Here is a 23004-nt window from a genome sequence, read left to right as displayed (position 1 = left end):
TTCAGCCCCAGCTGATCAGGACCTGCGCGGACGGCAGGTCGAAGCGCCGGCCGGGTGGCGGGGACTTCTCGACGACGCCGCGGGGGTAGACGTGGATCGTGGGGAGCTCGCCGCGGTGCTCCGTGTTCCAGACACGGACATCGTGAGCGAGCTGGTCCGCGAGCCGGGTCCGGTCCGGCCCGTAGGCGATCACGCCGATTTCCAGTCCGTCCCCGGTGGTGTGTCCGAGGGCGAGGAAGGCGAGCGTGGCGTCGGTCCAGATCGCCGGCGCTCCGGGCGGGATGGTCTCTGTGACCGGGCCCGTCTGATAGGTGGGGGTGTCGGTGTGGAGCCGGCCCAAGGTCGGTTGGGCTGTGGCCAGCCACAGGTCCAGGCTCGACAGCAGCAGGGTGTCGTCGGGAGCGACGATCACACCGGTTCCCACGGTGTGACGTGGCCCGGCGAGCGCGGCGCACAGCGCGTCGACGTCGACGTCCTGGTCAGGGCCGACGTCAAGCCGTGCCCCGCCTGCCAGGGTCACCGTGGTCCGCCGGGGGACACCGAATCCTTGCATCGGTCCGAACGCGAACGGTCGGATCGCGTCGGAGGTCAGGATCCCACCGACCTTGGCGAATGCGACGGTGTGGGTGAGGCCGCGGAGGTGCAGGGGGATGATGATCCTGCCGCCTTCGACAAGCTGGTCGAACCAGTCCTGTGGCACGTCCGGCGTGTCGAACGTGACGACGATCCGGTCATAGGGGGCACGGAGCCCGAACCCGAAGCGCCCATTGGAGACCAGCGCCGTGATCCCGGTGTAGCCGGCCGTGCCCAGGCATTCGTGGGTGCGGCGGACCACGGTCTCCTCGAGGTCGAGGCTCACCACCGAACCTGTCCGCCCTGTCAGCCTCGCCAACAGGGCGGCCTCGTAGCCCCCGGATCCCAGCTCGAGGATCCGCTGGCCGGGTTCGACCCGCAGCGCTTCCAGCATCGCCGCGACCACCGACGGCTGCGACACCGAGCCCACAGGGTTCTTGTAGATGTCACGTTTGGTGACGACGGCCTGGTCCTGGTAGGCCGCCTCGGGCGGCAGGTCCGGCAGGAACAGCTCCCGCGGCACGGTGCGCATCGCCGCCTCGACCGGCGCCGACACCGGCTCGGCGGCCAGGATCCGCTCGACCATCGCCTCCCGCAGTCGCGCGACCGAGACATCCGCGATGGAGGTCACGGCGCCACCGCCGAGAGCGCGCCGTGGCCCTCACCGTTCTCTGTCGCGCGCGTGATGGCGATGGCCTCATGTACCGCGGGAGGGAACTGGAGGAGCTGCCGCCCTCGCGGAATGGCCGGAGCGGCGGGGAATGTGAACACGGCTTCCTCAGACAGGAGACGGCTGGCGATGGAACCCGCCAAGCCCGGACCGCACACCCGATGTCGATCCGAACCCGGCGGGGGACGACGCAGGTCCCCGGGTGCCAGGCGCCCGATCACACGAAGGCATCACGCCCCGGCCAGCCGCGAAACGTTCGTGGCTGGCCGGGCATCGTTTTCCTCGTACGACCGGCGTCCGGCACCGCCTCGGAGCGCTGCTGCTCTGATGGAACCGTGGCGTAGCGCAGGTGCACAGACCGAAACCCTGGCCTTCTACTGGCCTTTCACTGGCCTTGTTCGCGGCCGGTTTGGGCGCCCCGAGCGGCTCACCCCGCCGCTACACCTGGCAGGGCCGCGACCCACCAGGTCGTCCGCATGGAGGAGCTGACGCCCAGGGACCTCTGGAAGAGTCAGACCAGAGCAAGCGGCTTTGACTTCCCGGCCTGATGGGGTCACGGGTAAGCGGCCCGCGCAGGGCACCCTGACTTTTTGTGGTCGCGTTCGGGCCTCGCCGGGCCCCGAGTGTTTACGCTGTAGCCGATCCGAGCTCGCTGTGTGACGGGGAGGTGGAGTGACAGCTCATACGCGCGCGGACCTGCTCACGCAGTACCGCACCTGGTATCAGCTCACCCAGCCCGAACTCGCCGAGAAGATCGCAGAGCGAGGGCAACGCGAGGACCCCAACTCCACTCGGCCAGCGGTGACGGCCAGCCTTGTCTCGCGGTGGGAACGAGGTGCGAGCCAACCCAGCCCCCGCTATCTGCGTCTCCTGTGCGCGGTACTCCAGGCCACCCCGGCCGAGCTCGGGCTACGTCCGCCCATGCCCGGCGAACGCATCACCCACCCCTGGAACCAGTCCAGCCCCGACCAGCCGAAACCGATAACTCCCGCACGCCCATCCCAGCCGCGGACCAGCGAAGACCTGAGCCCGACAGCACGAATCGCCGCGCGTTCCGGAGCGAGCCACGGGATTGGCCACGAGAGGGAGCCCTGGGACGTTCCTGGCTTGGTGTATCGATCCTCGTTGGGGCATACGCTTGTCACCGTTGATGAGATCGGGAGGGCAGACGTGCGCCGTCGGGACCTGCTACTGCGATCATCGTTCGTTCTGGGGGCGCTCGCCGGACCCTCCCGGGACTGGCTCCTCGCCAGCCTGGAGGCCGTCGACGCCGGAGGCCCCCGCCGCGCGGACATGGACACGATCTCCTCGATCCGAACGATGTTCGGGGTCTTCCAGGAGATGGACGTCATCCAGGGCGGTGGAGAAGTCGCCCGCCGCACGGTCGCCCAGTACCTGACCGACCACGTACTCCCGCTCCTCACAGAGTCCCAGCCCTCGCATGTCCGCAAGGCGCTGGCCGAGGTCGCCGCCGAACAGACCTACCTCGCGGGATGGATGGCGTTCGACGCCGGGCAACAAGGCGTCGCCCAGCGTTATCTCATCCAGTCGCTGCGCCTCGCCGAGACATCCGGGAACCGGATGCTCGGAGCCCATGTACTGGCCGGCCTGGCAGACCAGGCAACGATGCTCGGTCACCCCGACGAAGGCCTACGCCTCGCCCGTACCGGCCGTCACGGACTCGGCAACCTCAACGCCCCCGCCGTCCTCACCGACCTCTGGGTGCTGGAGGCACGCGCCCTGGCGGTCATGGGCCGGCGAAGCGAGTCCGCGGTCGCGATCGGTCACGCGGAGAGGAAGTTCGACCTAGTCGACGTCGCAGACGAACCCGAGTGGGCGAGGTTTATCGACGAGCCCTACATCGCAGGAGAGATCGCAAACAGTCTGCGTGACGCGGGGGACCCCGCAGAGGCGCAGCGCTACGCCCACCGATCCGTCGAGGGCGCCCGCCGGCAGAACCGCAGTCGGCGCGCGGCGCTGTCCCAAACCGTGATCGCGGTCGGACACGCCCAACGCAACGACATCGAGGCCGCCGTCGCAGCCACGCACACCGCGATGGACATCGCCATGGGCGTTCCGATCTCCGCCCGGTATGCCACCGCTATCACAGACCTGCGGGACCGCCTCATCCCCCACCAGCGCGAAGCCGCAGCCCACGACGTCATCGCGCGCATCAACCGCACAGCACTGGCCCCCGCCAACATTTAGCAACGGCCCAGAAGGTCCTGTAAAAGCAACAGTTTGACGCTGATTAGATTCGTAGGAGCGGGAGGGTGGTACAGCGCAGTGAACCGGGTATTTGGGTCACGGCCGAGTAGTCGACGGTGAGCACCTCGATGCCCTCGGCTGCCAGCGCGCGGCAAATACGGTCGCTCCCGGTAGCCGCAACAACTACTCCTGGGGAAATCGCGAGCATATTCGCCTGCACCGCACATGCTTCATCATCCGTGACTTCGATGAGGCGGTCAAAGTGCTCCTCGAACCAGAGAATCTGATCTGGGGGGAACACTGCCCGATGAACAAGGGCAATTCTGGGTGCGACGATATTGAAATGATCGTCCAGGTGCACGATGCCGGGAACCGCGAAGCGGATGGGGATCACCTCACGGTCGACGCCGAGAGCATTGAGGATGGCCTGCAGGCCCGCGACACCGGACAGAGATGTCTCTTCGCTGAGGCCTACTAGCACGCATCCGTCGTGGAGCATGACGTCTCCGCCCTCGATTGTGCCACGCGGAAGGTATGCGACCCGCGGCATTCCCGCCGTGAGAGCGGCCAGAGCAGATGCTTCAGGTCTCCGATGTTCGGAGTTCAGGCGGGCCATTACGAAGACGTTGTCGATGACGAAGCCGAGGTCGCGCGGGTAGTGCTGGCACGAGCATCCGGGAGCAGGGTCGAGTATGACGATCTCCGCACCACGGTCCCGCAATAGATCCATAAAAGCATCCTGCTGGGCGCGAACCTTCGTGCTGTCGTAGGGCGACCAATTGCTGGTCGTCATCTGGCGAGCGAGGACAGGGTGGACATCGGGGCCGTCGAGGTCTCGGGTAAAGTCGCCGGCGTAACGCATCGCTACGCGACGTAGATTGTCGAACTCGTTTACTACATGCGGAGGAAGCATGACAGGTGGGCCTCCGATGCAGCGCCAGGGCGAGGGGACTGAATGGCCGCGCACTTCGGAAAGCGCACGGCAAAGAGGCCGGCGCTTGCCATTCCGGCCACCGGGGTGGTGAGTCCTCTACGTCTCCTCACCACCCGAGTCGTTGGCGGTAAGCGTCAGCCGACCACGCTGTGCCGGGTGTCGGACACCTGCGGCAGCCAGGTGACCGCGTCGCCGCGGAAGGACTGGTTGACCGGGATGAGGTCGGTGGCCTCATCCAGCGCACTGAGCGTGATCGCGATGGTGTCGCCGCCGTCGTCGAGAGCACACAGCTGGCTGCCGCAGCTGGGACAAAAGCCGCGCTTGGTCTCACCCTCGAAGGTGTAGTACCAGGATGGTGTGCCGCTCGCGCCGGTCCAGACGAGTCCGACCAAGGGGAAGGACACCCACGACATCATCGGGCCGCCAGAAAGCTTCTGGCAGTGGGGGCAGCTGCAGGTATGCGGGTAATCCGGCTCGCCAACGACCGTGAACTTGATCTTTCCGCACAGGCAGCCGCCAGAGCGAAGCTCAGTGCCTGAGGTGCTCATCCGATTCTCCTTGCTCGGGTAGCCAGTTCGCTCCACCAGTGTGCCATCGCCTCGAAGATCTGCAGGAAGCCGTCCGTTGACTGTGACAGGTCGAGATGGAACAGATCATTCTGCCTAATGAACCGCGCTAGCCCTTCGATGTGGGAAGCTTCGACACTCAAGCCCTCGATCTGCGCGGCATCGTGCTCGTCGTCCAAATGCAGCTCGTAGTAGTGGTGCAGCGCCTTGAGCTCCTTGCCGCTGGCCCGGACCGTCAGCTCGCCGTAGCGGTTCGTGATGTCTCGCAGGAGTGCGGTTTCAGCGATCGCGACGGCCTCCGTTGCGTAGTAGCCTCCCGCTATCAAGCTGGGCATGTGCGAGCCGACCATCACTTGGTGGAGAAGGACCAGTTTGGCCGTCTCGTCGGCCGGGACATGCCCGTTGACGAGAAGACCGAGGTCGCTGAGCAGGGCGTTGGAGTACAGCACGTAGTGCGCGGGGACCTTGCCGCGCTCGCCGCCCTCCTCCAGGTGGTTGCGCCGCAGTTCGTGAGCGAGCTCCGGGCAGAATCCCTCCACGGCGGTGGCAGCAGCCTTGAGGAACTGAGCATTGTAGCGAGCGAACACCGAGAGCTCCTCGATGTACATGCGGGCCTGGGCTGCGGTGAGCGTGTCCGGACCAACCACGTTCCGGATCTCCTCGAACACCCAGGCGACCATCGGTGCAAAGTGCTTGTCGACCAGGTCGTCACCCGAGTCACAGGTTCCCAGAAGGGCAGCGTTGATGTACCTGCGCGTATCGGCGTGAGACTCGCAGTAGGCCTGCACGAGAGAGTTTTCGGGGGTCATGCCGCGATGTCCTTCATGTGGATGGAGCGAGTGGTGACGTGGAGGCCGCCGGTCGCGCCTAGCGCACGGATCGCGGCGAGTACGTTCTCGTCCTCGGGGAGGGTGATGCTGGTCCCAGCGCTGAGGTCTGCGGCCACCTTCGGGGGCAACACGCTGGCGTCGATGGCGATCTCATAGCCGCGCAGGAAGATCCGTTGACCGCTGACGAGCATCCGGTACGGCTCAATGACTGAGACCGACGCGCCGGGCACGACCTCCTCTACGTTGAACGCGGCGGCGGCCTCGGACCGGGCGAGGTCTCCGTCCACCAGTTCCCAGCCGCCGTTACTGAGGATGGTGTTCCATCTCTGGCTTGCATGCTGCTCGACGGCGGCAGCGAGCCCCTCAAGCGCGGTGGCGAGTGTCGGGCGGGCGAGGTCGGTCAGGCGCTGCGCTACCGGGCCACTTCCCGCGGCCAAAGCCGCCATCGGCGAAGGATGGCTGAGCTCGTGGTCGGGTCCGCGATCGGCGAGAAGGGACGCGAACAGTTCGGGGAACAGGACCTCGCGAAGGAGGCCTGCGTCGGGGTAGGTGTACAGCGGCACAGCCACTGAGACGCTGAACTCATCCTGGGTCCCAACGTGGAATACGCGACGGGGCAGGAACAGGATGTCGCCAGCTTCCAGGACGAAATGCTCGCCATGTTCCAGCAGCCACGAGTAGTCGCCATAAAGAGGATTCTTGCTGCCGGTGAGCTTCTCAAACGCCTCAGCGGACCACGTATAGAAGTTCTTCGGATTCGGCCCGAGGTGGACAAGGAAGGCGTCCTCGAATCCCTCGTGGACACCGAACGCCGTGCCCGCGTAGTTCCCGACGAACGCGACCAGCTCAGCGCCACCGAGAGGCACGCCCCATCCGTCAAGGAGGGACGCAAGGAATGCTCCTAGCCCTGCGGCCAGCCGCGGGCTTACGGTCTCCAGATTGTTGATTACCAGGCTAAAGCGCTCGGCGACAGTCAGGGTCTGCAACCATTGGACGAAGCCTCCCTCGTCCCACCCCGGTGCACTCAGCACCCCAGGCAGGAGGTCGTCCCGCCGGTCCTCTCCAACATAGACACGAGCGTGCGCTGCGATATCAGTTCCGGCAACGTGTGTCCTACGGATTGCTGCGAATCCGGCAAGGACGTCGTCAGGTCGCGCCGCGGCCGCTGGAATCACGTTCTTGAACAGGAAGGGCGCCGTCCCGACACTGGTGCGCGAGAGGAACTCGTCGGTCCAGAAACTGCGGTCGAGGGGCCGGGCATAGATAGTCATTCGCTGTCCAGACGATCAGGCGGCCGCTATAGGTGTGCGATCCGCGGCGTCGTGAGATGGAGAGGAAGGGCGACCGGGGGCGCAGCGGGGTCGCTAGCCGAGGTAATCTTCACAACCTCCTGCGCGGACGGTGTCGAGAGTGAAACAATGGAAGCCTCCCCCGAAGAGTCGGCGGTGCCGATGGCGAACCGGAACAACCGTGAAGCCACGCCCCTCGAGCACGCTAATCAGTTCAGGGTAGTGAGAATTGACGACGACGGTCTCCTCGTCGATCGATAGCACATTGATGTCGATGTAGCGGCTGGCGATGGGGATAACGAAGCCGAAGTCGTCATACTTGGGAAAAGTGGACTCGTCCGTCTCCGGGGGGTAGATAACATCCCACGCTTGCATTTCCTTAGGTAGGAACGCCAAATATTTTGGCGAACGCAGAAGCATCAAACCAGGCCGCAGTGGCACCACAACACTGTCGATGTGGTTGTCTGCTATTCCGTCGAGTCGATGGAAGCGCATATGGGGGAAGTTGACGGTGAGCCAGCGCAGCGCCAGCTCATGATTGCGGTTGGCCACGTTCACTAGGACATCGCGACCTAGCCGCATGCACTGTGCGCCGTCGAAAACCAGCTCCAGGCCCAAGCCGTCGATGCCCAGGGCCGTCTCACCTTCGGTGGCACGAGAGACATCGATGCCAAGGCGGCGGAAATAGGCGTCATCCAGGGAATCCCGCCCCAGCGCGGGTCGTGGCATGCTCAGCCAGTTCGACCCGCCCTCGAAGTAGGAATAGAAGAGCGGTTTGAGAAGATCGTTTTCGAAGATTCTCGAGCGCACGTGTGGCGCGGTCTCCACGATCGTGTTCCCGAGAACTATCGTCTGGTCTCTGACATTGAGGGGAGGTGTTGCTCGGGCATTCCAGAGTGGGGAGCATATGTCGACATTCTTGCCCGGAGTCGCGGGCCGTAGAACGCTCACTCCGCACCCGGTCAGGGCGTCGACGAGGCCAGCAATGTCCTCGTTCAGCTCGTCGACCAGTTGCTCAGGGATCGCCAGGAGAGGATCTGCGCCACCCTCATTTCCTAGGGTGGGAGCCACATTGTCGAAGAAGAACAGCCGCCACGAAGTGTCGAGGTCGTGGGCGGTGTAATACTCGGCGCGACCGACGATGACTTGGCTGAGCCGCGTCCATTCGTCAAAGCTGTTCGCACCACTGGCGGGGTCGGTCATGGCGTGCAGTCTCCTTGGCGGGGGAAGCGCAGTTCTCTTCGGATGTACTGGGCGCAGGCGTCCAGCGCATCCGTGACAATCACCAGCCGGTCGGCAACGACTCTGGGTAGTGCAGGGGTAATACGGCCGCTTCACTGATGCCAGTGCCGACCTCAGTAGAGTTCGCACTCAGGCAACGGATGATGTCCTCGATCACGCACGGCTGATCTGGGGTGGATCTGCGGCGGAAGAAGTAGCCCGAGCACCACGGGACTTCGCCCCATCGCTCCAGACTCTGCGCGGCTGAAGCCTTGGCTTCAGGTAGACGCCGCCAGGGTATCTGCGGACACCAGTGGTGGAGCGGGTGGTACATGTCATCGAGATGACCACCGAGGAGATGACGGGTCAGCCAATGGGAAGACCAGCCGCGCGTCTGCCGGAGCGGGTCAGCGTTCTCAATGAGGCCTGCGTGATTACCGAGGTCTGTGATCCACGTGACGACCGGTCTGACAAAAAGGAGCGGGACCAGCCAATATAGGAGGAACGACAGCACTGCGTTGAAGGGCAAGCATGCTACAACGATGCCCGCCCACAGAGCGCTTCGCGCGGCTGGCGCCCGCCAGGACTCATCCGGACTCTTTGTGACCAGTGTTAGGGCGGCGGTCTTGGGTAGCCGCCAGAGGGCGCCTCGCACGATGATCCGAATGACGAAGGTGCGTCGGCTAGGTGTCACACCGGCGACATTAATGTTGCCTGCCCGGTAGGATCGGAACATCGGATCGTCATCCGAACCGAGCCTAGCGTGGTGCATGAGATGGCTGCTGCGGTATGGCTGGAAACCCTCCCCGAGCAGACCGGTCAGCAGGTACCCGATGATGCGGTTCTCCCGCCGCGTTGCCATCAACTTGGAGTGGACGCACTCATGAGCAAGGTTCGACAGGTGCCGCTGCCGGACGCCGATGTAGCACACGGCTAGCAGGGGTCCGACGAGGTGGCCGATGAGGTGGCCGACAGCCGCGGCGACAGCGATCGACGCGACGTCCAGGCAGACATCGGACCGCCCGATGGTCGGTGGGCCGCAGAGCCGCTCGAGCGAGGCGACGAGATCCGCTCCGAGTGCCTTACGGACAGGCCCCGACGCGCCGGTCCCGTTGCGAGTCCTGCCTCGTGGCGCCGGCTTCCGCACCATGCTTCTGGCAGGACTACCCATCAGATCCTCCTGACGTCGCGGCATTCGGGTCGCGTTTCATGAACAAGCACGGCCCGCTCGCCGCCCCGGCGCACCAACCGCCGGATGACGCCGGTGCTGGCATGGGTGGCGCGCCGGAGCGCAACGAGCGGCGAAGCTTCAGGCTGCGACGGCGTCGGGACGCATCCCGACCTTCAATGCACTCGCATCGGGACGCATCCCGATCTTGAGGCCGGCGTCAGGACGCATCCCGAGCTTGAGACTGGCGTCGGGACGCATCCCGACCTTCAGCGCACTCGCATCGGGACGCATCCCGGTCGTTGGAGCGGACACTGTGAGCTCTCCCTTCGGTCGCCTGGATCCCGCGAATCCGCGGTGATCAGGGTGTGCTTTTCTTCGAGCCGCAGCGGATAGACGAGTCGAATCCGACAACTCGGCCAGCGGCCAGGCGTGCGCGCGCCACGAGAATGCAACACTTGGAAGGACCTTCCCCAAGCAGAACACCACGGTAGCGGACGCCTAGCGCGTGCCCCCACACGTTATGACTCCCCCCATGGTGGGCACAATGCCTGCGAACTTGCGTCCGATGCACGGACCGTTGCACATCCTTTGCACGCCAGCGCCCTCTGAGCTGCTGGTATGTGCCACAGGGCCCGCTGAAGCGACCATAGTCGGCCACGAACTGCTCCTCGATGCGCGACGGCGGGTTCCCACTTGGGACAGATGCGACTAGTTTTGTGAGTCAGCCAATGACTTGGCGCGCTCGCGGTCGTGCCCAGCCGGCCTGGCAGGAGGCCCAAATGAGGAGAGCCACATGACTGCGGTGTTCGACCCGATCGGTCTGAAGTCCGAGATCCTATTTAGTCTGCGCGACACCTTGCGCGCTGAATCCTTTGTCGAACTGATCACTCCAGTCGCTCGACGCACCGATCTCGGCCCGCGGCGACGGGCTCGAATCGATCTCGATGGTGGCCGGTTCCTGCGGACGATGATCGGTCCAGCCCTGCGCATAAATCTCGAATACCATCCACGAGTCTTCGAGATCGGCCCGTGCTTCCGCCACGAACCATCGGACGAGCTCCACTCGAGCGAGTTCACCATGCTCGACCTCTACGCAACTGGGGAGAGCTTCGACTGGCTCTACGACATGGCTGTGCGTCTGGTCGCCCCGCACATCGCCTACAAGCCGGTGCGGATCTCAGTCGCGGACTACATCTTCGATCTGTTCGGCGTCAACCTGCGGCGCGAGCCTCTCGGCGATCTACCCATGCGGATCGCCGATCGCATGCGTCTGAGCGCAACGACACCGTTCAGGACCGTGCTCGGGCAATTTGTGGAGCACGAGCTTGAGACGAAGAGCAGGGCCGCGGCGGTGTTCCTGACCGACTACCCGCTGGGCGGCGACGAGCCATGCGCCCGCCTCACCCCGGGTACACCCGCCGTGATCAACAGATTCGAGCTCGTCATCGACGGCATCGAGGTAGTCCATGGCTATGAGGACGAGGTCGACGGCGTCGCATTCGCCCAGCGGGCCCGCGAGGCGGACCTGTACGACGACGAGCAGGGTCTGGTCTGGCGCGCGATCGACGCGGGTCAGGTGCCGGGCAGCAGCGTCGGCCTTGGTATCGGCGTCGAGCGCCTGTGCATGGCAGCGTCGGGGGTCAAGGATATAAGCCACTTTCGGCAGTCCCCTCAGTACTGAGCGCGGCCGATGTTCACCCCATTCGCCAGGAGGATTCGCATGGCCCTATCGTCGCATCCGATGGCGGGAGGCTTCGGCGCAGTCGTCGACTTCGACCTCAGCCAGCATGCACGCCTGAGGCATTCTGCGGATTTGGCTGAGGCCCTTCAGCAGCACAGGCTCCTCATCTTCCCCGACCAGCACCTTAACCACGCTGACATCCTCGCTGTCAGTGAACACTTCGGCACCGTGGACACCGACGTCGACTCCCAGTATGCCGTCAGCGGATTCCCCGGCATCACGGTCATCAGCAATCTAGTCGAGAACGGTGTCCGCGTCGGGATCTACGATGGGGATAACGAGGAGGAGTGGCACGCCGACAACAGTTTCAAGCCTCTCCTGAGCCGGGCGACAGTGCTCTATTCGGTGATCACTCCCGAACAGGGCGGACAGACCCGATTCTCCGACACGACCCAAGCCTACGCTGACCTGCCCGCGGAGCTGAAGGAGCGCCTCGAAGGTCTGCGCGCGGTCCACTCGGTCCAGCGGCTGTGCGCGCTCCAAGGCCAGGCCAACGGCGGCCACTCATCGGCAGCGGTGGGCAGCCTCGCCACCCACCCCGAGGTCGAACACCCGCTCGTCCTAGAACACCCGGTTACCGGTGCACGGTCACTCCTGCTCGGCTCGATGGTCATCAGCAGGATCGACGGCCTGGACAACCAGAACTGCAGGAGCCTCCTCGCTGACCTGCTGGGGCGGGCGACCAGCGGCCAGTACGTCTACACCCACCGATGGCGTCAGGGCGACTTCGTCGTCTGGGACAATTTCGCCGTCCTCCACACCGCGTCCCCGTGCGACAGCTCGCGGCACCACCGCCTGCTTTATCGCACCTCGGTGCGATAGCCTGCTCGCGCCGACTCGGCACTCCGCATTGCGCACAGTAGGCTCCCCTCGGCCGGTGCCCCGTCGTCGCTAGGGTTTACACATGACGACCGCGAAGGTTCCCCTCAAAGAGCAGGCGTTGCATGCTGATCGCGTCGCCCGGATCGGCAGGGAGGTGCAGGCTGTCCTCCCCGGCTTCGATGCGGAAGGGTTCGTCCGCGAGGTGGTTGCTGACCTGCCTAGATTGGAACTGAAAGCCCGCATTGCCCGAATCAGTCAAGCTCTGCGGGACTACCTCCCAGTAACCGGCCGCCAGGCGCTCGACGTGCTTCTGCAGTCTTTGCCACCCACCCCGGAGGCCGCTGGGGCAACCTCGGATTTCGGCCTGCATATCTACTCTCCCCACTCCGACTTCATTGCCCGCTTTTGCCGCACCAGCGAAGACCTGCGCTTCGCCCTCGAAGCGCTCCGGCGCCTGACCCCCTATTTCTCTGCCGAGGACGCCGTTCGTTACTTCCTCAACGACTTTCCCAGCGAGACCATGGCGGCGATCGGCAAGTGGGCGAAAGATTCCGACCATCGAGTGCGCCGATTGGCCAGCGAGTCCACACGCCCCAAGCTCCCGTGGTCCCCCCGCATCGCCCTGCCCATTGATGCCGCGCTGCCCGTGCTCGACCAGTTGTACACCGACTCCAGTCGGTACGTGACCCGCTCCGTGGCGAATCATCTGCATGACATCGCTTCCGAGAATCCTGACCTCGTCCTCGGCGTCCTCCAGCGCTGGAAAAGTTCCGGGGCGACCCAGAGCAAGGAGTTCGACTTCATCGCACGCGAGGCGCTTCGCACTCGGCTCAAGTCGGGCTGGCTAGCAGCATACGAGTTCTTCGGCTACGCGATCGACGCGCCGGTCGAACTCTCTCCGGTCCATCTTGAACATGCTGAACTCAAGGACGGCGATACCCTCCTATTCGCTGCGGAAATATCAACCAGGGCTCCGGTTCCACTGCACGTGACATACGTGATCTCCTCAACCACGCAGCGAGGGGCGCGTCGCGAGAAAGTCTATTTTCTCGCGAGAGCCATGGCCAAACCCGGCCATCCTCTTACGCTCACCAAAAGGCACACTCTACGCACGACGGCAAATACGAAGATCACGCCGGGAGCGTACGCAGTCGAAATCCAGGTCAACGGACGGCGCTTTCCCGCGGTAGGATTCCAGGTCATCGACTAGAAGTCATCGAGCGGCTGACCGGAGACGAGCAGTTTGACTCGAGCCGCCAGGCGGCGACTCATCAGCGGTCGCGATGCATCCTCAGCGCGCTTTGCTAGTGAAGCGTGCTCGGCAAGGTCACCTCGAAGGCGCGCCAGTTCGGCGGCAGTGATGAGCAACTCCACATTGGCGCGTCTATGGTCGCTCGGCACGTTCAGAGCCTCATGCAGCGCATCCATTCCCGGCACGGACAAGCCGGCAACTGCCAGCGCCCATGCCGCTTGCCGCTCGAGCTCAGACCGGTCGAGCCACGAAAGCCAGCCCGGGTCCGTGGAACCCGCACGGTTGAGGGCATCTCGGGCTCGGGCCACTGCGGCAGAAGTCTGGCTGGGCTGCCCGTTGAACGCCCATGCGCGGGCCTCGGTGACAGCGGCATAAGCCTTGACGAGCGGTGGCGCCCCGGCCGACGCAAGAACCGCACTTCGGGCGTGGGTTAGCGCACACTTGCGCTCACCGTGAGCTGCGGCCAGCCGGGCATGATGGATGTGTGCGCGTGTGATGCGGGAGCGGTCGCCGATCGCCTGGGCCAGTCTCATCGCTTGCAGGTCGTACCGCTGAGCAAGACCGGGCAGCTGATCGTCGTAGGCCATGCTCGCCATCGTGAGTACCGCGTCCGCCACGCTGCCGTATAGTTTCCGCCCTAGCTGCGTAGAGAATGACCCATGGAGGAGCTCAGTGGTGTGAGCATCCATGAAACCTGCGAACACGCTACGGAATTTCCCGCTGCCGTGCAGCGCATCCAATTTTCCGTACAGGTGGGTGTGGTGTTTCAAGAGCTCTACGTCAGCAGTCGAGACCTTGCGGTGGCCATGTCCCGAAAGGTCCAGATCGGGAGGCATGACGAGCGCTTCACGGGAGGCGGAGTCAAAGGTAACAGCGAAGAACATCCTCTGGATATTGTTGTGCTTGCATAGAAAGTCAAGCTCCCAGAGCTTGCCCAGAATCCGCACGGCGTGAGCTAGTCCACTGTATTCCAGGGATTCGGCCGCAATATCTTCTGAGGCCGCCGACCAGCCTAAGCTCTCCGGCGTCACAATTTGGTGCAGGGCGGATGAAAGAACGTGACAGGCTGCAGCACATAGCTCGGGGCCGGGCACCGTCTTCCCCCTGCACCACCGCGAAACAGTACTCGGGCTGACGGTATTCGATAGCCCTATCACCTGGCAGCGCTGATGCACCCGTCGCGCGAAGCCGCTGATCGACCAATTTAGCTGCTTTAAATATATCTGCAACGCATTACTTTGGCTGCCATTCAAATTCGGCGCGACTTCCAGCATTACACCTCCTTCCCTACTGGGGGTGACGGTGCGGCCGGGGGGCATCGAAATCAGCCGACACCGAGAAGGAAGCCGTCATTCGGCACTGAGGCCCCCGTAGATGCCCATTCCACCTGATGTAGCCATCCTGGTCGAATCGGTAGGCGAGAAGGAACGATGCCTGCACGGGTCGCGGACGGAGTGTGTCGAGCGAGAGCGATGCAGGGCGCTGCGCCGTGGGCATCGGCGCGCACTCGAGCGCCCGGCTCCGGCGCACCCTCACAGGCATGGCGGTCGCCCCGCAGAGCGGGTCGACGACCACCCTCACAACCTCCGGGCCGGCGAGCACTTGGTCTTCGGCGAGGTGCGCCGTCACCAGCTCTTCCGTAGTGGCGACCACCGAGTGCCCGCTGGTCATCCGACGGTCCATAGTCATCGGCCGAGCCCCCCCGAGCGGCACCGATTCCCTGGCAGGCCAGGATCTGTGCTCCATTATGGCAGAAGCAGAGTGAAGAAGATGGACGCGATCCGTCCGCCAAGCGCTGATGTGCTTTTCGACCTGCACGCGAAGGGACCGTTAGCTGGACGGCGGAGGGTCGCGATCTCAGGAAATGCGACCGCAACGATTGCTTCGGTGCTATGGTGGCCGAGGCTGCATGGTTCGGGCTGGCGGTGTCCGGGGTTTCTTGGCTCCACCGCTGGCGAGGGAATCCATCGGCCATCGTTCTGTCAGGTTCTTCGCCTACCGTGGATCGGGTCCAGGCGGGCTGGATACCGTCCCAGATGGGGCCAGGGTCTGCGTCGGGAGGGGCAGGGGCGGGGCCTCGGCGCGCTAGACGAGGTGGAGCGCGCATCCCCACGGTGGAGGGATTCCTCGTCGGTCGTGAAGATGCTGCGAATGGCCTGTCCTTGTCCACGACGATAACTTGATCGTCGCGCTGTAGGTTCCGCAGGGCACGGCGCCTTTCAGGGTGGAGATGTCCTGGTGTGACATGGCGACCGCCGAGGGGCGAGTCGGGTGATGAATCATTCAAGGAATTCCGGGGATGCCATGGGCGACTCAAAGGCGACCTGATGAGTTCCGGCGCCGGGCCGTCGCCCGTGCCAGCCGTCGGGTCGCTGCCGGTCGTCATACGCGGCGTTCCGTGGGCGGTGTCCGCTGGGTCGGTATGCGGCACGATCCGGCAGTGCCGGGGTCTGTCGGGTAGGCGAGCAGGGTCTCCGCGGCAATGATGATCTGCTGGCGGGCGGCGTCCAAGCGGACTGGGTCCTGCGCGTCGTCGTAGTGGTCGAGGGCGGCGCGCAGCGCGGCCCATTCCGGTGAGGTCGGGTCGATGGGTGGGGTGAACATGGCGAGCATCCGTGCGATGTCCGCGGGCGGTGTGACCTCGGGCAGGGCTGCCATGCGCGCGATGAGGACGACCGGGCGCAGGATCACGGGAACGGGAGAAACGCGGGAGTTCATGCGGTCTGCTCGGCCAGCAGCGTCCAGCAGACTTCGGTGCGGAGGTTGGTGGTGATCGACGCGGGCAGGACTATCCGGTCCTCCGCGGCCAGCGGGGGCTTCCCAGAGCGGGCTGCCTCAGTGCCGGGTAGGTACCAGTCGTCAAGAGCCCGCAGTCCGTCGGCAACCCGGCGCAGGAGCGCCGGATCGTGCTCGAAGGCAACTGGCCTCACAGGATCCGGCACCGGTCCGGCCGTACGCTGTATCAGCTGCACGGCCGACCCGTCGTCCTGCAGATCCATCGTATCTGCCGGCATTTCTGCCCAGACGACCTTTCCGCCGGATTTCGCCCGACGCCAGGACCATCGGCGGCTCAACGCGTTGACGAGGAACAGGCCGCGCCCGTCCTCTCCGTCGTAAGCCGGATCCCGCAGGACGGGTGGGGCGACGGTGCTGTCCCAGACCTCGATGAGAAGGCTGCTGCCACTGGCCGTGAGCCGCACCGCGACGATGCCATCGGCCGGACTTGCTTTCGCGGCATTCGCGGTGAGCTCGGAGACGATCAACTCGGCAGTGTTCAGCGTTTCGGCGGTCAGCCGCCATCCCTGCAGTGTACGGAGGGCGGCAGCGCGGGCAGCGGGAACGGAGCTGAGGAGGGCGGGGAACCGTTCGACTGTCACACGGATGGTCGGTGACGCTGTCGGGTTCCGGCCGACCCCTCGGGATCCTGGCTGATGTTGCTGGTCTGTTGGGGCGGCCTGTGTGGGGACCCGGGACGGCGATGCGAGGGGAACGATCGCGCTGCCGAGCGCGGTCACCTCTTCCTCGAGGAAACGGCGCGCGTGCTGGGCGCAGGGGAGATGGGTCATGTCGGGGACCAGCATGACGGCCCGGTCGGACCGTCCGACCGCTTCGAGGAGGGTCGTCAAGCCGGGTCGAGCGGCGTCGGTCGACCGGCCTTCCTGGTCGACATAGATGGCTACCAGGCTCATCCCCTCGGCGGCAGCATATGAGCGGATCATGTCGCGTAGACGGTGTAGCTCGTCGTCCCTCGCACTCGAGACCCGTACGTATCCGAACGCCCGCATCACACGCCACCACCCGTGATCCCTGCGGAGCTCACCCTCCGTGTCCGTGGCCGACGATTGTCGTGCTTCCTTCGCGCGCCGATCGGCACCGTTAGCATCCGCACCACCCAGCTCCGGTCCGCGCACATGACACGGACGCGCTTCCCGTCCCGGGCGGGGCGAAGCGCGCGCAAGCGGCTTCACCGTGACCGGACGTGGCTATCCCCCCCGCCACTCGCGATCCCCGGAGGCAGATCGTGGCGAGGTGGTGACAAGAACAGAATGCCTGCATTGCACGCTCCGTGCAATGCACGGCAGCTACCATGCGTAGAAATTTTTGTGCCGTTGGCTCCCCTTGCAGGGTGGTGCATGTGAAGGTGACAGACTCGAGCCGGGTTGACCTTGACGAGGAGGCGGTCGTGGCTGGGGAAGCAACCCCGACGATGCGACGCCGGCAGGTCGGCGCGGAGCTGCGGCGGCTACGGGAAGCGGCCGACACCACGATCGACCAGGCCGCAGCACATCTGCAGTGCTCGGCATCGAAGATCAGCCGGATGGAGACGGGCACGGGGATACAGCGGACCCGTGACGTCACAGCGCTGCTCGACCTTTACGGTGTGACTGGCGAGCAGCTACGCGACGAACTGCTGGGTATGGTGCGTTCCGCCCGCCAGCAAGACTGGTGGCACAGCTACACCGACGCGGTGCCTCGCTGGTTCGAGCGGTTCATGGCGGCCGAGAGCAGCGCGGTGAGCGTCGAGGAGTTCGAGAATCAGCTCGTTCCTGGGCTGTTGCAGACACCGGGGTACGCGCGTGCGGTGCTTCGGGCTGCGAACACCAGCCTCGACGACGACGAGATCGACCGCCGGGTGACGGTCCGGATGGAACGGCAGAAGCGGCTGGCCGGTGACGATCCGCTCTCGCTCTGGGTCGTGCTCGACGAGTCCGTGCTCCATCGCCATGTCGGGGGTTCCGAGGTCATGCGTGTCCAGCTCGCTCACCTCGCCGACCGTGCCGCCCAGCCGAACATCACCGTGCAGGTCCTGCCCTACGCGCTAGGGGCGTACGCCGCGTTCGGCTATCCCTTCACGATCCTTGCCTTCTCCGCCCCGCCGGGCGGAGAGGTCGTCCACATGGATCAGCTCCACAGCGGCCTGTACTTGGAACGGGACGCCGACCTGCGCCGGTATAAACTCGCCATGAACCGCCTACGAGCAGCCGCGATGGACCCAGAACGGTCAAACAGGCTGATCATCGAGGCCGCGGAGGAGATGGGATGAACAGCACCCCACCCGGCCCGACCAACCCCCCGGCGGGGTTGACCTGGCGCAAGAGCAGCTACAGCGGCGGCAACGGCGGGAACTGCGTCGAGGTCGCCGAGCTACCTGACGGCGGACGCGCCGTCAGGCACTCCAAGCACCCCGACGGCGGCGTCCTGTCTTTCAGCGCAGCCGAATGGGACGCGTTCCTCGCCGGCGCCCGCGACGGAGAATTCAACTAGCGTGCGGCACCGGCCACCGCTGGCAACGTGTCGATGATGGTCCGGTAAGCGGCTTCCGCGAGCTGGACGCTGTCACGTAGCGCGGTAGAGCGCCCACGCACCTGCCGCCGAGGCCGTTCGTGAGGTCCACTCATCCCCGCTGGCCTGCGCGATTTCGGCCCACAGACGTGCGTTCGCCTTCGCGTATGCGGCGACAGCATCGGCGGGTGCGGCCTGCCAGGATGGGATCTGTTCCGCCCACGCTTCGGCCTGGGTGGCAGTGTGCCTGCCTTCGGCCATGAGCCAGATCAGCCAGCCCGCAGGGTCCAGCCATGCCGCGCCCCGGGTCGCCCACGCCCAGTCGACCAGGTAGGCACGGTCGCTGATCAGGAGGTTCGCGCTGTTCCAGTCGGTGTGCAACAGCGAGCTGCCTGCGAACATCTCGGCTTCGGCCGGCTCGGTGACGTAGCCGCTTAGCCGCTGATCAGCTTGTTTGAGGGGGATGTCCGGGCAGGCGACCTGCTGAAGCCGTCGCAGGCACTCGGCGATCAGGGGAAGGTCGTCGGAGTCCGGCCGGTAGTCCGCGTGCCGGCCGTCGATGTGCTCGAAGCCGGACAGATCCCATCCGTCCACCTCGACATGCCACAGCAGCCGGGGAGACAGTCCGACCACGTGGGGGTTGATCTCGCGTTCGCGACGTTGCGTGACGATCTGCCGGTGACTCGCCGGGAGGCCCTTGCAGAACACCGTCCCGGAGCGTGTCCGCAGGGTCGCGGCGATCGCCGAGTTGAAGCCACCTGACGCCGTCGAGGCGGCCGTGACAGGCCCCGTGTGGGCCTCCACCGCCCGCCGGACGTCCGCGGGCAGGTCGTCCCAGTTCATCCGAGGCAGGGACACACAGATCCTTCCTGCGGGAGCGGAGCAGAGCCCTGCCCGGATTCGCGCGCTACCAGCCCCGCTTCCGAAACCAAACCCGATCACGGCCACAAGGCCGTCACACGACGCGGCCCGGGTGCGACGCCGCCTCGGCTGTGCGGCCCGGACATCCCACGCACCGGGGGCGACAGAGTGCCGGCAGCGCTGGCTCGGCACCCACCATGGCGCCGGGTCCGTTCGGTATCGCCGTGCTGCCGCGTGTCCACGGTCTCCGCCTCGGTCACGAGGCCATCGTGCCCGTCTCACCGCCACGCCGGGCCGACGGGGCCGCCCAGGCCACAGGGAGCCAAACGCCAACGGTCACCCATCCCACGGCCCCGCACCGCGCCCGGCGGTGCTCGAACCGGGAGGGGCCCCTTCGCGACGGGTCGACTTGTAACCCCTCGTTTCGAGGTCCGGGCGCCCGGCGCGCCCCGTGACGACGCACGCCATGGCCCCGGGCTGGTGCGGCTAGTGGGCCTTCTCGAACGCCTCGACGATGTTCGACGCGATACGGCCCCGGTCGCTCACCGTGTAGCCGTTGCTCCGCGCCCACTCCCGGATATCCGCGGTACGGTCCGCGGCCACGGCGCGCGGTGAAGCGGCACGCTGTCCGCGCCGCCCACCGGCCGCGCGGCCACCGGAACGGCGTCCCGCGGTCACGAACGAGGCCAGCGCCTCCCGTAGCTTCGTGGCGTTCGCTTCGGACAGGTCGATCTCGTACTGGGCGCCGTCCAGTCCGAACCGGATCGTCTCGTCGGCGGTTTCACCGTTGAGGTCATCGATCAGCGAAACGATCGTCTTCTGTGCCATGGATATTCCCCACTCCTACCCGCGGACCGTGTATCCGCGACGTATTCCCTACCGTATCGCGTGACTGCCTGGACCGGCCGCCCCGCCCTGAACATGACGGAAAGTCTTCCCGCTCGGAGCACCACATAGGGACTATCGAGAACGCGGAGGAACCTTATGACACCGGACCGAGCACCGGGAACCGGCGGAGGCCGGAAGGTGGCGTTCACCGAGCCGCCGACCAGCCCATACGGGTGGAGCGGTCGGACTTCTCCGAGCACACGACTGACAGAAGGGATCCGGCGGCCGGAGGGTTCCGGAAGAACATGTCACGCAGAACCCCGGCATGCCGTGGACGAGGGCGCCTACCGGGAATGACTCCGATCTCCCGGATCGGCGACAACTCCGAGGTAGCGCATCACAGGCAGGACAGGATGCTGATGGTCACAGGCGGCTTTCCTTCCCGAGGGCTGCGAACTCGGCTTTCTGCTCGTCGGTGAGGGAGGTGCGCAGCGCGGTCCAGCAGTGGTCGTCGCGCGGCAGCCCGGCCCTGTGGTCGATCCACCAGGCGGCGTCGGTGCGCTCGCAGATCCTGTCGAGCAGCCAGTCAAGATGGTCCCCGGTCGCGCCCGGCATCGTCGCCAGCGACGGCGCTCTTTTGATCGTGTTGTCCCGCAGGACCAGCGCCCAGGCCACCTGCCGGTCGGTGCCCGTGAGGGTCGGTAGTCCGTCGAGGTCTGCTTGTCCCGCCGCCTGGTGCGCCGCTTGTTCGGCCTCGACGGCACGCCGCTGGCGTGCGCATGCCTGGCAGGGCCGCATCTCTGTCCGGTTCGCTCTGGCCTGCCGGGTGTCGCTCGGCCCGTAGACCTGGATGCGTTCGACGGCGCCGCAGCAGTCGCGTCTGATCGTGTACCAGGCCATCTGATCCCCCTCGGTGATCGCCCGCGGTTCGTCGATGCGCAAGGCCGGAACACGGCGCCGCAACCCGCCGTCCCGCCGGGCGGGCGACACGGTCAGGCGGACGCGGCGTCCGGCTTCGCCGCGTGCTCGTCCGGTCGACCGCCGGGGCAGAGGCACAGATCGCGACGCACCGCCCAGACCAGGCCTGATGCCGCGGTGCCCGTCAGACCGACCGCAGCACCGGCCGCGGCGCGGGGCCCGCCGTCGCCCGCCAGAACGAGGTCCGGGACCGCTGCGGCCACACGATCCGGGTGCCGCGCGGCTGCGCCCGTGCCCGTTCCAACACCTCACCCGGCCGGTCCCGGCCGATCACCCGACCTGCGGGATCGACCAGAGCGGACACCAGCGGCCACACCTGCGCCACGACCAGGCCAGCCATCTCCACGCTGGCCGCGAGCCGTGGATCATCCGCCCGTGCTCCTTCGACCAGGCCGGCGGCGACGTTCGCGGTCATCACCCGGGCCGCAGCCTGGAACGACCAGCGCACCGTCGGCTGGTCCAGATGCACGGGAACGGCGTGCAACCCCTCCCACGTCCCGTCGGTGTCCATCAGCAGCCGCAGCTCGGCGCCCCCGGTCGCCGCGTCCCACTCGGTGTGTGCGAAGAACCCGCGAGGCCAGTAGACCCCGGTGGTCGTCTCCGGGCGCTCGGGCAGCGGGACGTACGGGCACCAGGCCGGCAGGCCCGCCAGGAGCCTTTCGCGGTCGATCCGGATGTCCTGCCCGACCGCCGGAAGATGCCGGACCGCCAGGTCCTCGTCGATCTCGATCACCGCACGGTCCAGCCACCAGGTGGCCAGCGCGGCGAGACGGCCGATGTCGTCCGGGCGGGGGCTGTCCTGCGGCCGGCGGGGACCCGCGCCCGCCACCGCCGCCATCGGTAGCCAGCACCAGTCCGGCCAGTCCGGCCACGGCGCCATCCCACGCCGGCCTGCCACGTCGCGCATCCAGGACAGCGCCGGAGCGTACCGGCTACGGCACTCATCGAGATGTCGATCAGGGGCAGCGGCCACGCGGAAAGCGTACCCAGCCCCAACGACACACCCGCATACAGCGCCACCCCGACCGGCGCCCCGCGCGAGGACACGTGCGGGCCCGGCGCTGGGTGGCTCCCGGTCTCTTCGTCCCAGGCCGCGCGCCGAACCCGCGACCGTGCCGGTTTTGTCGACGACGGTGCGAGGGCGGGACCTGAACCATGTAAATACCCCTTCGAGGTCCGACGGCGCTCGCGCCCGCGCGGCCTGCGTTCGGCAGGCGCGGGGTGGGTCTGTCACCGCCGACCATGGTCTGCCGGGTCCTGCGGGGAGGGAGCCGGCTGCCCGTTAGGGTGATCCCAGAGGATTACGCCGGATCTGGGGGTTGTGTACGGTGACCGATGCCGAGGCCGGCGCGTCCAGTCCGAAGTCGTGGCTCGCCTGGAGGCGAGAGGAGATCAGCTCGGTTGATCTGAAGACGGACGTTCCGCACACCGCCCGCATGTACGACTACTACCTGCTGCGCCACGAGGCGCCGCGTCACCGAGCAGGGGTGGGAGACCCTCGCCATTGGGCCGTCGCAGCGGCCTGATTGAAGATGGGGGCAGTCTGATCCGGGGAGCGCCGGGGAGGACGGGAAGCGGCCCCGACAACGCCGGGACGGTCCAGCACTGCCAGATGGGCCGGGTTCGGCAATCGAGATCAGAAGGTGCAGCGTAAGCGAATCAGTGGTTGACGCTCCGTAAGAGTCGTGCCGGCTCAAATCTGGTGGATAAGGGCCGGTGTGCAGCGCGTGGCCGTCTGGTAGGTGGAGGCGGTCAACTCTGAAGCCGGGTCAGCTAG

General features: G+C 66.0%; 22 protein-coding genes. 7 read left to right on the top strand and 15 right to left on the bottom strand.

Annotated features, from left to right (window positions below; all coding sequences use genetic code 11):
* Position 1: 1 nt before the first annotated feature.
* On the bottom strand, positions 2-1204 hold the full coding sequence (gene fxlM / locus AWX74_RS36935) for a methyltransferase, FxLD system (RefSeq protein WP_091286515.1): 1203 nt from the start codon (positions 1202-1204) through the stop codon (positions 2-4).
* A 711-nt stretch (positions 1205-1915) separates the two neighbouring features.
* On the opposite strand from fxlM, the gene AWX74_RS36930 reads away from it, so the two are divergent.
* On the top strand, positions 1916-3451 hold the full coding sequence (locus AWX74_RS36930; protein WP_083473986.1) for a helix-turn-helix domain-containing protein: 1536 nt from the start codon (positions 1916-1918) through the stop codon (positions 3449-3451).
* A 43-nt stretch (positions 3452-3494) separates the two neighbouring features.
* Here the strand turns inward: AWX74_RS36930 and AWX74_RS36925 are convergent, their stop codons facing one another.
* From AWX74_RS36925 to AWX74_RS40500, 7 genes are all read right to left on the bottom strand, one after another.
* On the bottom strand, positions 3495-4364 hold the full coding sequence (locus tag AWX74_RS36925) for a dimethylarginine dimethylaminohydrolase family protein (protein ID WP_054571547.1): 870 nt from the start codon (positions 4362-4364) through the stop codon (positions 3495-3497).
* Between the two features lie 155 nt (positions 4365-4519).
* Complete coding sequence (locus AWX74_RS36920; protein WP_054571548.1) at positions 4520-4933, bottom strand: GFA family protein; 414 nt, start codon at positions 4931-4933, stop codon at positions 4520-4522.
* Positions 4930-5760, bottom strand: coding sequence for a DUF3865 domain-containing protein (locus AWX74_RS36915; RefSeq protein ID WP_054571549.1), 831 nt, complete (start codon positions 5758-5760; stop codon positions 4930-4932). The genes AWX74_RS36920 and AWX74_RS36915 overlap by 4 nt, the downstream gene beginning before the upstream one ends.
* Positions 5757-7052 (bottom strand): JmjC domain-containing protein, encoded by a 1296-nt coding sequence (locus AWX74_RS36910; RefSeq protein ID WP_054571550.1) that lies wholly within the window; start codon positions 7050-7052, stop codon positions 5757-5759. Before AWX74_RS36910 ends, AWX74_RS36915 begins: the two co-directional genes overlap by 4 nt.
* Before the next feature lie 93 nt (positions 7053-7145).
* Positions 7146-8273, bottom strand: coding sequence for a hypothetical protein (locus AWX74_RS36905; RefSeq protein WP_054571551.1), 1128 nt, complete (start codon positions 8271-8273; stop codon positions 7146-7148).
* Positions 8274-8352: 79 nt separating this feature from the next.
* Entirely contained in the window at positions 8353-9462 is a 1110-nt protein-coding gene (locus tag AWX74_RS36900) for a fatty acid desaturase family protein (protein ID WP_083473987.1), read from the bottom strand.
* A 138-nt stretch (positions 9463-9600) separates the two neighbouring features.
* Positions 9601-9774 carry a hypothetical protein gene (locus AWX74_RS40500; RefSeq protein ID WP_165615951.1) on the bottom strand — a complete coding sequence of 58 codons (174 nt, stop codon included), beginning with the start codon at positions 9772-9774 and terminating at the stop codon, positions 9601-9603.
* Positions 9775-10255: 481 nt separating this feature from the next.
* On the opposite strand from AWX74_RS40500, the gene AWX74_RS36895 reads away from it, so the two are divergent.
* The 3 genes from AWX74_RS36895 to AWX74_RS36885 all read left to right on the top strand — a co-directional run bounded on the left by AWX74_RS36895 (position 10256) and on the right by AWX74_RS36885 (position 13235).
* Entirely contained in the window at positions 10256-11143 is an 888-nt protein-coding gene (locus AWX74_RS36895; RefSeq protein ID WP_200931474.1) for an amino acid--tRNA ligase-related protein, read from the top strand.
* Between the two features lie 39 nt (positions 11144-11182).
* A complete protein-coding gene (locus AWX74_RS36890; RefSeq protein WP_054571552.1) occupies positions 11183-12025 on the top strand; it encodes a TauD/TfdA dioxygenase family protein in 843 nt (280 codons plus the stop codon).
* Between the two features lie 82 nt (positions 12026-12107).
* The gene (locus tag AWX74_RS36885) at positions 12108-13235 is read left to right on the top strand and encodes a hypothetical protein (RefSeq protein WP_054571553.1); all 1128 of its coding nucleotides are present in this window, start codon (positions 12108-12110) and stop codon (positions 13233-13235) included.
* Here the strand turns inward: AWX74_RS36885 and AWX74_RS36880 are convergent.
* The 3 genes from AWX74_RS36880 to AWX74_RS36865 all read right to left on the bottom strand — a co-directional run bounded on the left by AWX74_RS36880 (position 13232) and on the right by AWX74_RS36865 (position 17062).
* Positions 13232-14551: a helix-turn-helix transcriptional regulator gene (locus AWX74_RS36880; RefSeq protein ID WP_200931475.1), complete on the bottom strand. Its 1320-nt coding sequence runs from the start codon at positions 14549-14551 to the stop codon at positions 13232-13234. The two genes, AWX74_RS36885 and AWX74_RS36880, sit on opposite strands and share 4 nt — an antisense overlap.
* 1108 nt (positions 14552-15659) lie before the next feature.
* Positions 15660-15995 (bottom strand): hypothetical protein, encoded by a 336-nt coding sequence (locus AWX74_RS36870; RefSeq protein ID WP_091286509.1) that lies wholly within the window; start codon positions 15993-15995, stop codon positions 15660-15662.
* Complete coding sequence (locus AWX74_RS36865; RefSeq protein ID WP_083473988.1) at positions 15992-17062, bottom strand: ATP-binding protein; 1071 nt, start codon at positions 17060-17062, stop codon at positions 15992-15994. The genes AWX74_RS36870 and AWX74_RS36865 overlap by 4 nt, the downstream gene beginning before the upstream one ends.
* A 398-nt stretch (positions 17063-17460) precedes the next feature.
* Here AWX74_RS36865 and AWX74_RS36860 point away from each other — a divergent pair, with 398 nt between their 5' ends.
* Entirely contained in the window at positions 17461-18321 is an 861-nt protein-coding gene (locus AWX74_RS36860; RefSeq protein WP_091286534.1) for a helix-turn-helix domain-containing protein, read from the top strand.
* Positions 18318-18542 carry a DUF397 domain-containing protein gene (locus tag AWX74_RS36855; protein ID WP_054571557.1) on the top strand — a complete coding sequence of 75 codons (225 nt, stop codon included), beginning with the start codon at positions 18318-18320 and terminating at the stop codon, positions 18540-18542. The genes AWX74_RS36860 and AWX74_RS36855 overlap by 4 nt, the downstream gene beginning before the upstream one ends.
* Positions 18543-18614: 72 nt before the next feature.
* On the opposite strand, the gene AWX74_RS36850 is transcribed toward AWX74_RS36855, so the two are convergent.
* The 4 genes from AWX74_RS36850 to AWX74_RS36835 all read right to left on the bottom strand — a co-directional run bounded on the left by AWX74_RS36850 (position 18615) and on the right by AWX74_RS36835 (position 22134).
* On the bottom strand, positions 18615-19418 hold the full coding sequence (locus AWX74_RS36850; RefSeq protein ID WP_054571558.1) for a hypothetical protein: 804 nt from the start codon (positions 19416-19418) through the stop codon (positions 18615-18617).
* A 489-nt stretch (positions 19419-19907) separates the two neighbouring features.
* Entirely contained in the window at positions 19908-20249 is a 342-nt protein-coding gene (locus tag AWX74_RS36845) for a histone-like nucleoid-structuring protein Lsr2 (RefSeq protein WP_054571559.1), read from the bottom strand.
* Positions 20250-20672: 423 nt separating this feature from the next.
* Positions 20673-21191, bottom strand: coding sequence for a hypothetical protein (locus AWX74_RS36840; RefSeq protein ID WP_226931195.1), 519 nt, complete (start codon positions 21189-21191; stop codon positions 20673-20675).
* Between the two features lie 160 nt (positions 21192-21351).
* Positions 21352-22134 (bottom strand): AcrVA2 family anti-CRISPR protein, encoded by a 783-nt coding sequence (locus AWX74_RS36835; protein ID WP_226932687.1) that lies wholly within the window; start codon positions 22132-22134, stop codon positions 21352-21354.
* Between the two features lie 421 nt (positions 22135-22555).
* On the opposite strand from AWX74_RS36835, the gene AWX74_RS40495 reads away from it, so the two are divergent.
* Positions 22556-22753 (top strand): hypothetical protein, encoded by a 198-nt coding sequence (locus AWX74_RS40495; protein ID WP_054571562.1) that lies wholly within the window; start codon positions 22556-22558, stop codon positions 22751-22753.
* The last annotated feature ends 251 nt before the right edge of the window (positions 22754-23004 follow it).

The organism is Parafrankia irregularis (genome assembly GCF_001536285.1).
Taxonomy (GTDB): domain Bacteria; phylum Actinomycetota; class Actinomycetes; order Frankiales; family Frankiaceae; genus Parafrankia; species Parafrankia irregularis.
Note: the sequence above shows the minus strand (reverse complement) of the source record. Positions and strands in the feature narration are given on the sequence as shown.

Bases quoted from the DNA above. Each gene is read 5' to 3' on its own strand.
- AWX74_RS36885 (WP_054571553.1), top strand. From the start codon at position 12,108: ATGACGACCGCGAAGGTTCCCCTCAAAGAGCAGGCGTTGCATGCTGAT.
- AWX74_RS36835 (WP_226932687.1), bottom strand. From the start codon at position 22,134: ATGCGCGACGTGGCAGGCCGGCGTGGGATGGCGCCGTGGCCGGACTGG.
- AWX74_RS36845 (WP_054571559.1), bottom strand. From the start codon at position 20,249: ATGGCACAGAAGACGATCGTTTCGCTGATCGATGACCTCAACGGTGAA.
- AWX74_RS36900 (WP_083473987.1), bottom strand. From the start codon at position 9,462: ATGGGTAGTCCTGCCAGAAGCATGGTGCGGAAGCCGGCGCCACGAGGC.
- AWX74_RS36855 (WP_054571557.1), top strand. From the start codon at position 18,318: ATGAACAGCACCCCACCCGGCCCGACCAACCCCCCGGCGGGGTTGACC.
- AWX74_RS36895 (WP_200931474.1), top strand. From the start codon at position 10,256: ATGACTGCGGTGTTCGACCCGATCGGTCTGAAGTCCGAGATCCTATTT.
- AWX74_RS36915 (WP_054571549.1), bottom strand. From the start codon at position 5,760: ATGACCCCCGAAAACTCTCTCGTGCAGGCCTACTGCGAGTCTCACGCC.
- AWX74_RS36870 (WP_091286509.1), bottom strand. From the start codon at position 15,995: ATGAACTCCCGCGTTTCTCCCGTTCCCGTGATCCTGCGCCCGGTCGTC.
- AWX74_RS36905 (WP_054571551.1), bottom strand. From the start codon at position 8,273: ATGACCGACCCCGCCAGTGGTGCGAACAGCTTTGACGAATGGACGCGG.
- AWX74_RS36925 (WP_054571547.1), bottom strand. From the start codon at position 4,364: ATGCTTCCTCCGCATGTAGTAAACGAGTTCGACAATCTACGTCGCGTA.
- AWX74_RS36880 (WP_200931475.1), bottom strand. From the start codon at position 14,551: ATGCTGGAAGTCGCGCCGAATTTGAATGGCAGCCAAAGTAATGCGTTG.
- AWX74_RS36920 (WP_054571548.1), bottom strand. From the start codon at position 4,933: ATGAGCACCTCAGGCACTGAGCTTCGCTCTGGCGGCTGCCTGTGCGGA.
- AWX74_RS36910 (WP_054571550.1), bottom strand. From the start codon at position 7,052: ATGACTATCTATGCCCGGCCCCTCGACCGCAGTTTCTGGACCGACGAG.
- AWX74_RS36890 (WP_054571552.1), top strand. From the start codon at position 11,183: ATGGCCCTATCGTCGCATCCGATGGCGGGAGGCTTCGGCGCAGTCGTC.
- AWX74_RS36865 (WP_083473988.1), bottom strand. From the start codon at position 17,062: ATGCGGGCGTTCGGATACGTACGGGTCTCGAGTGCGAGGGACGACGAG.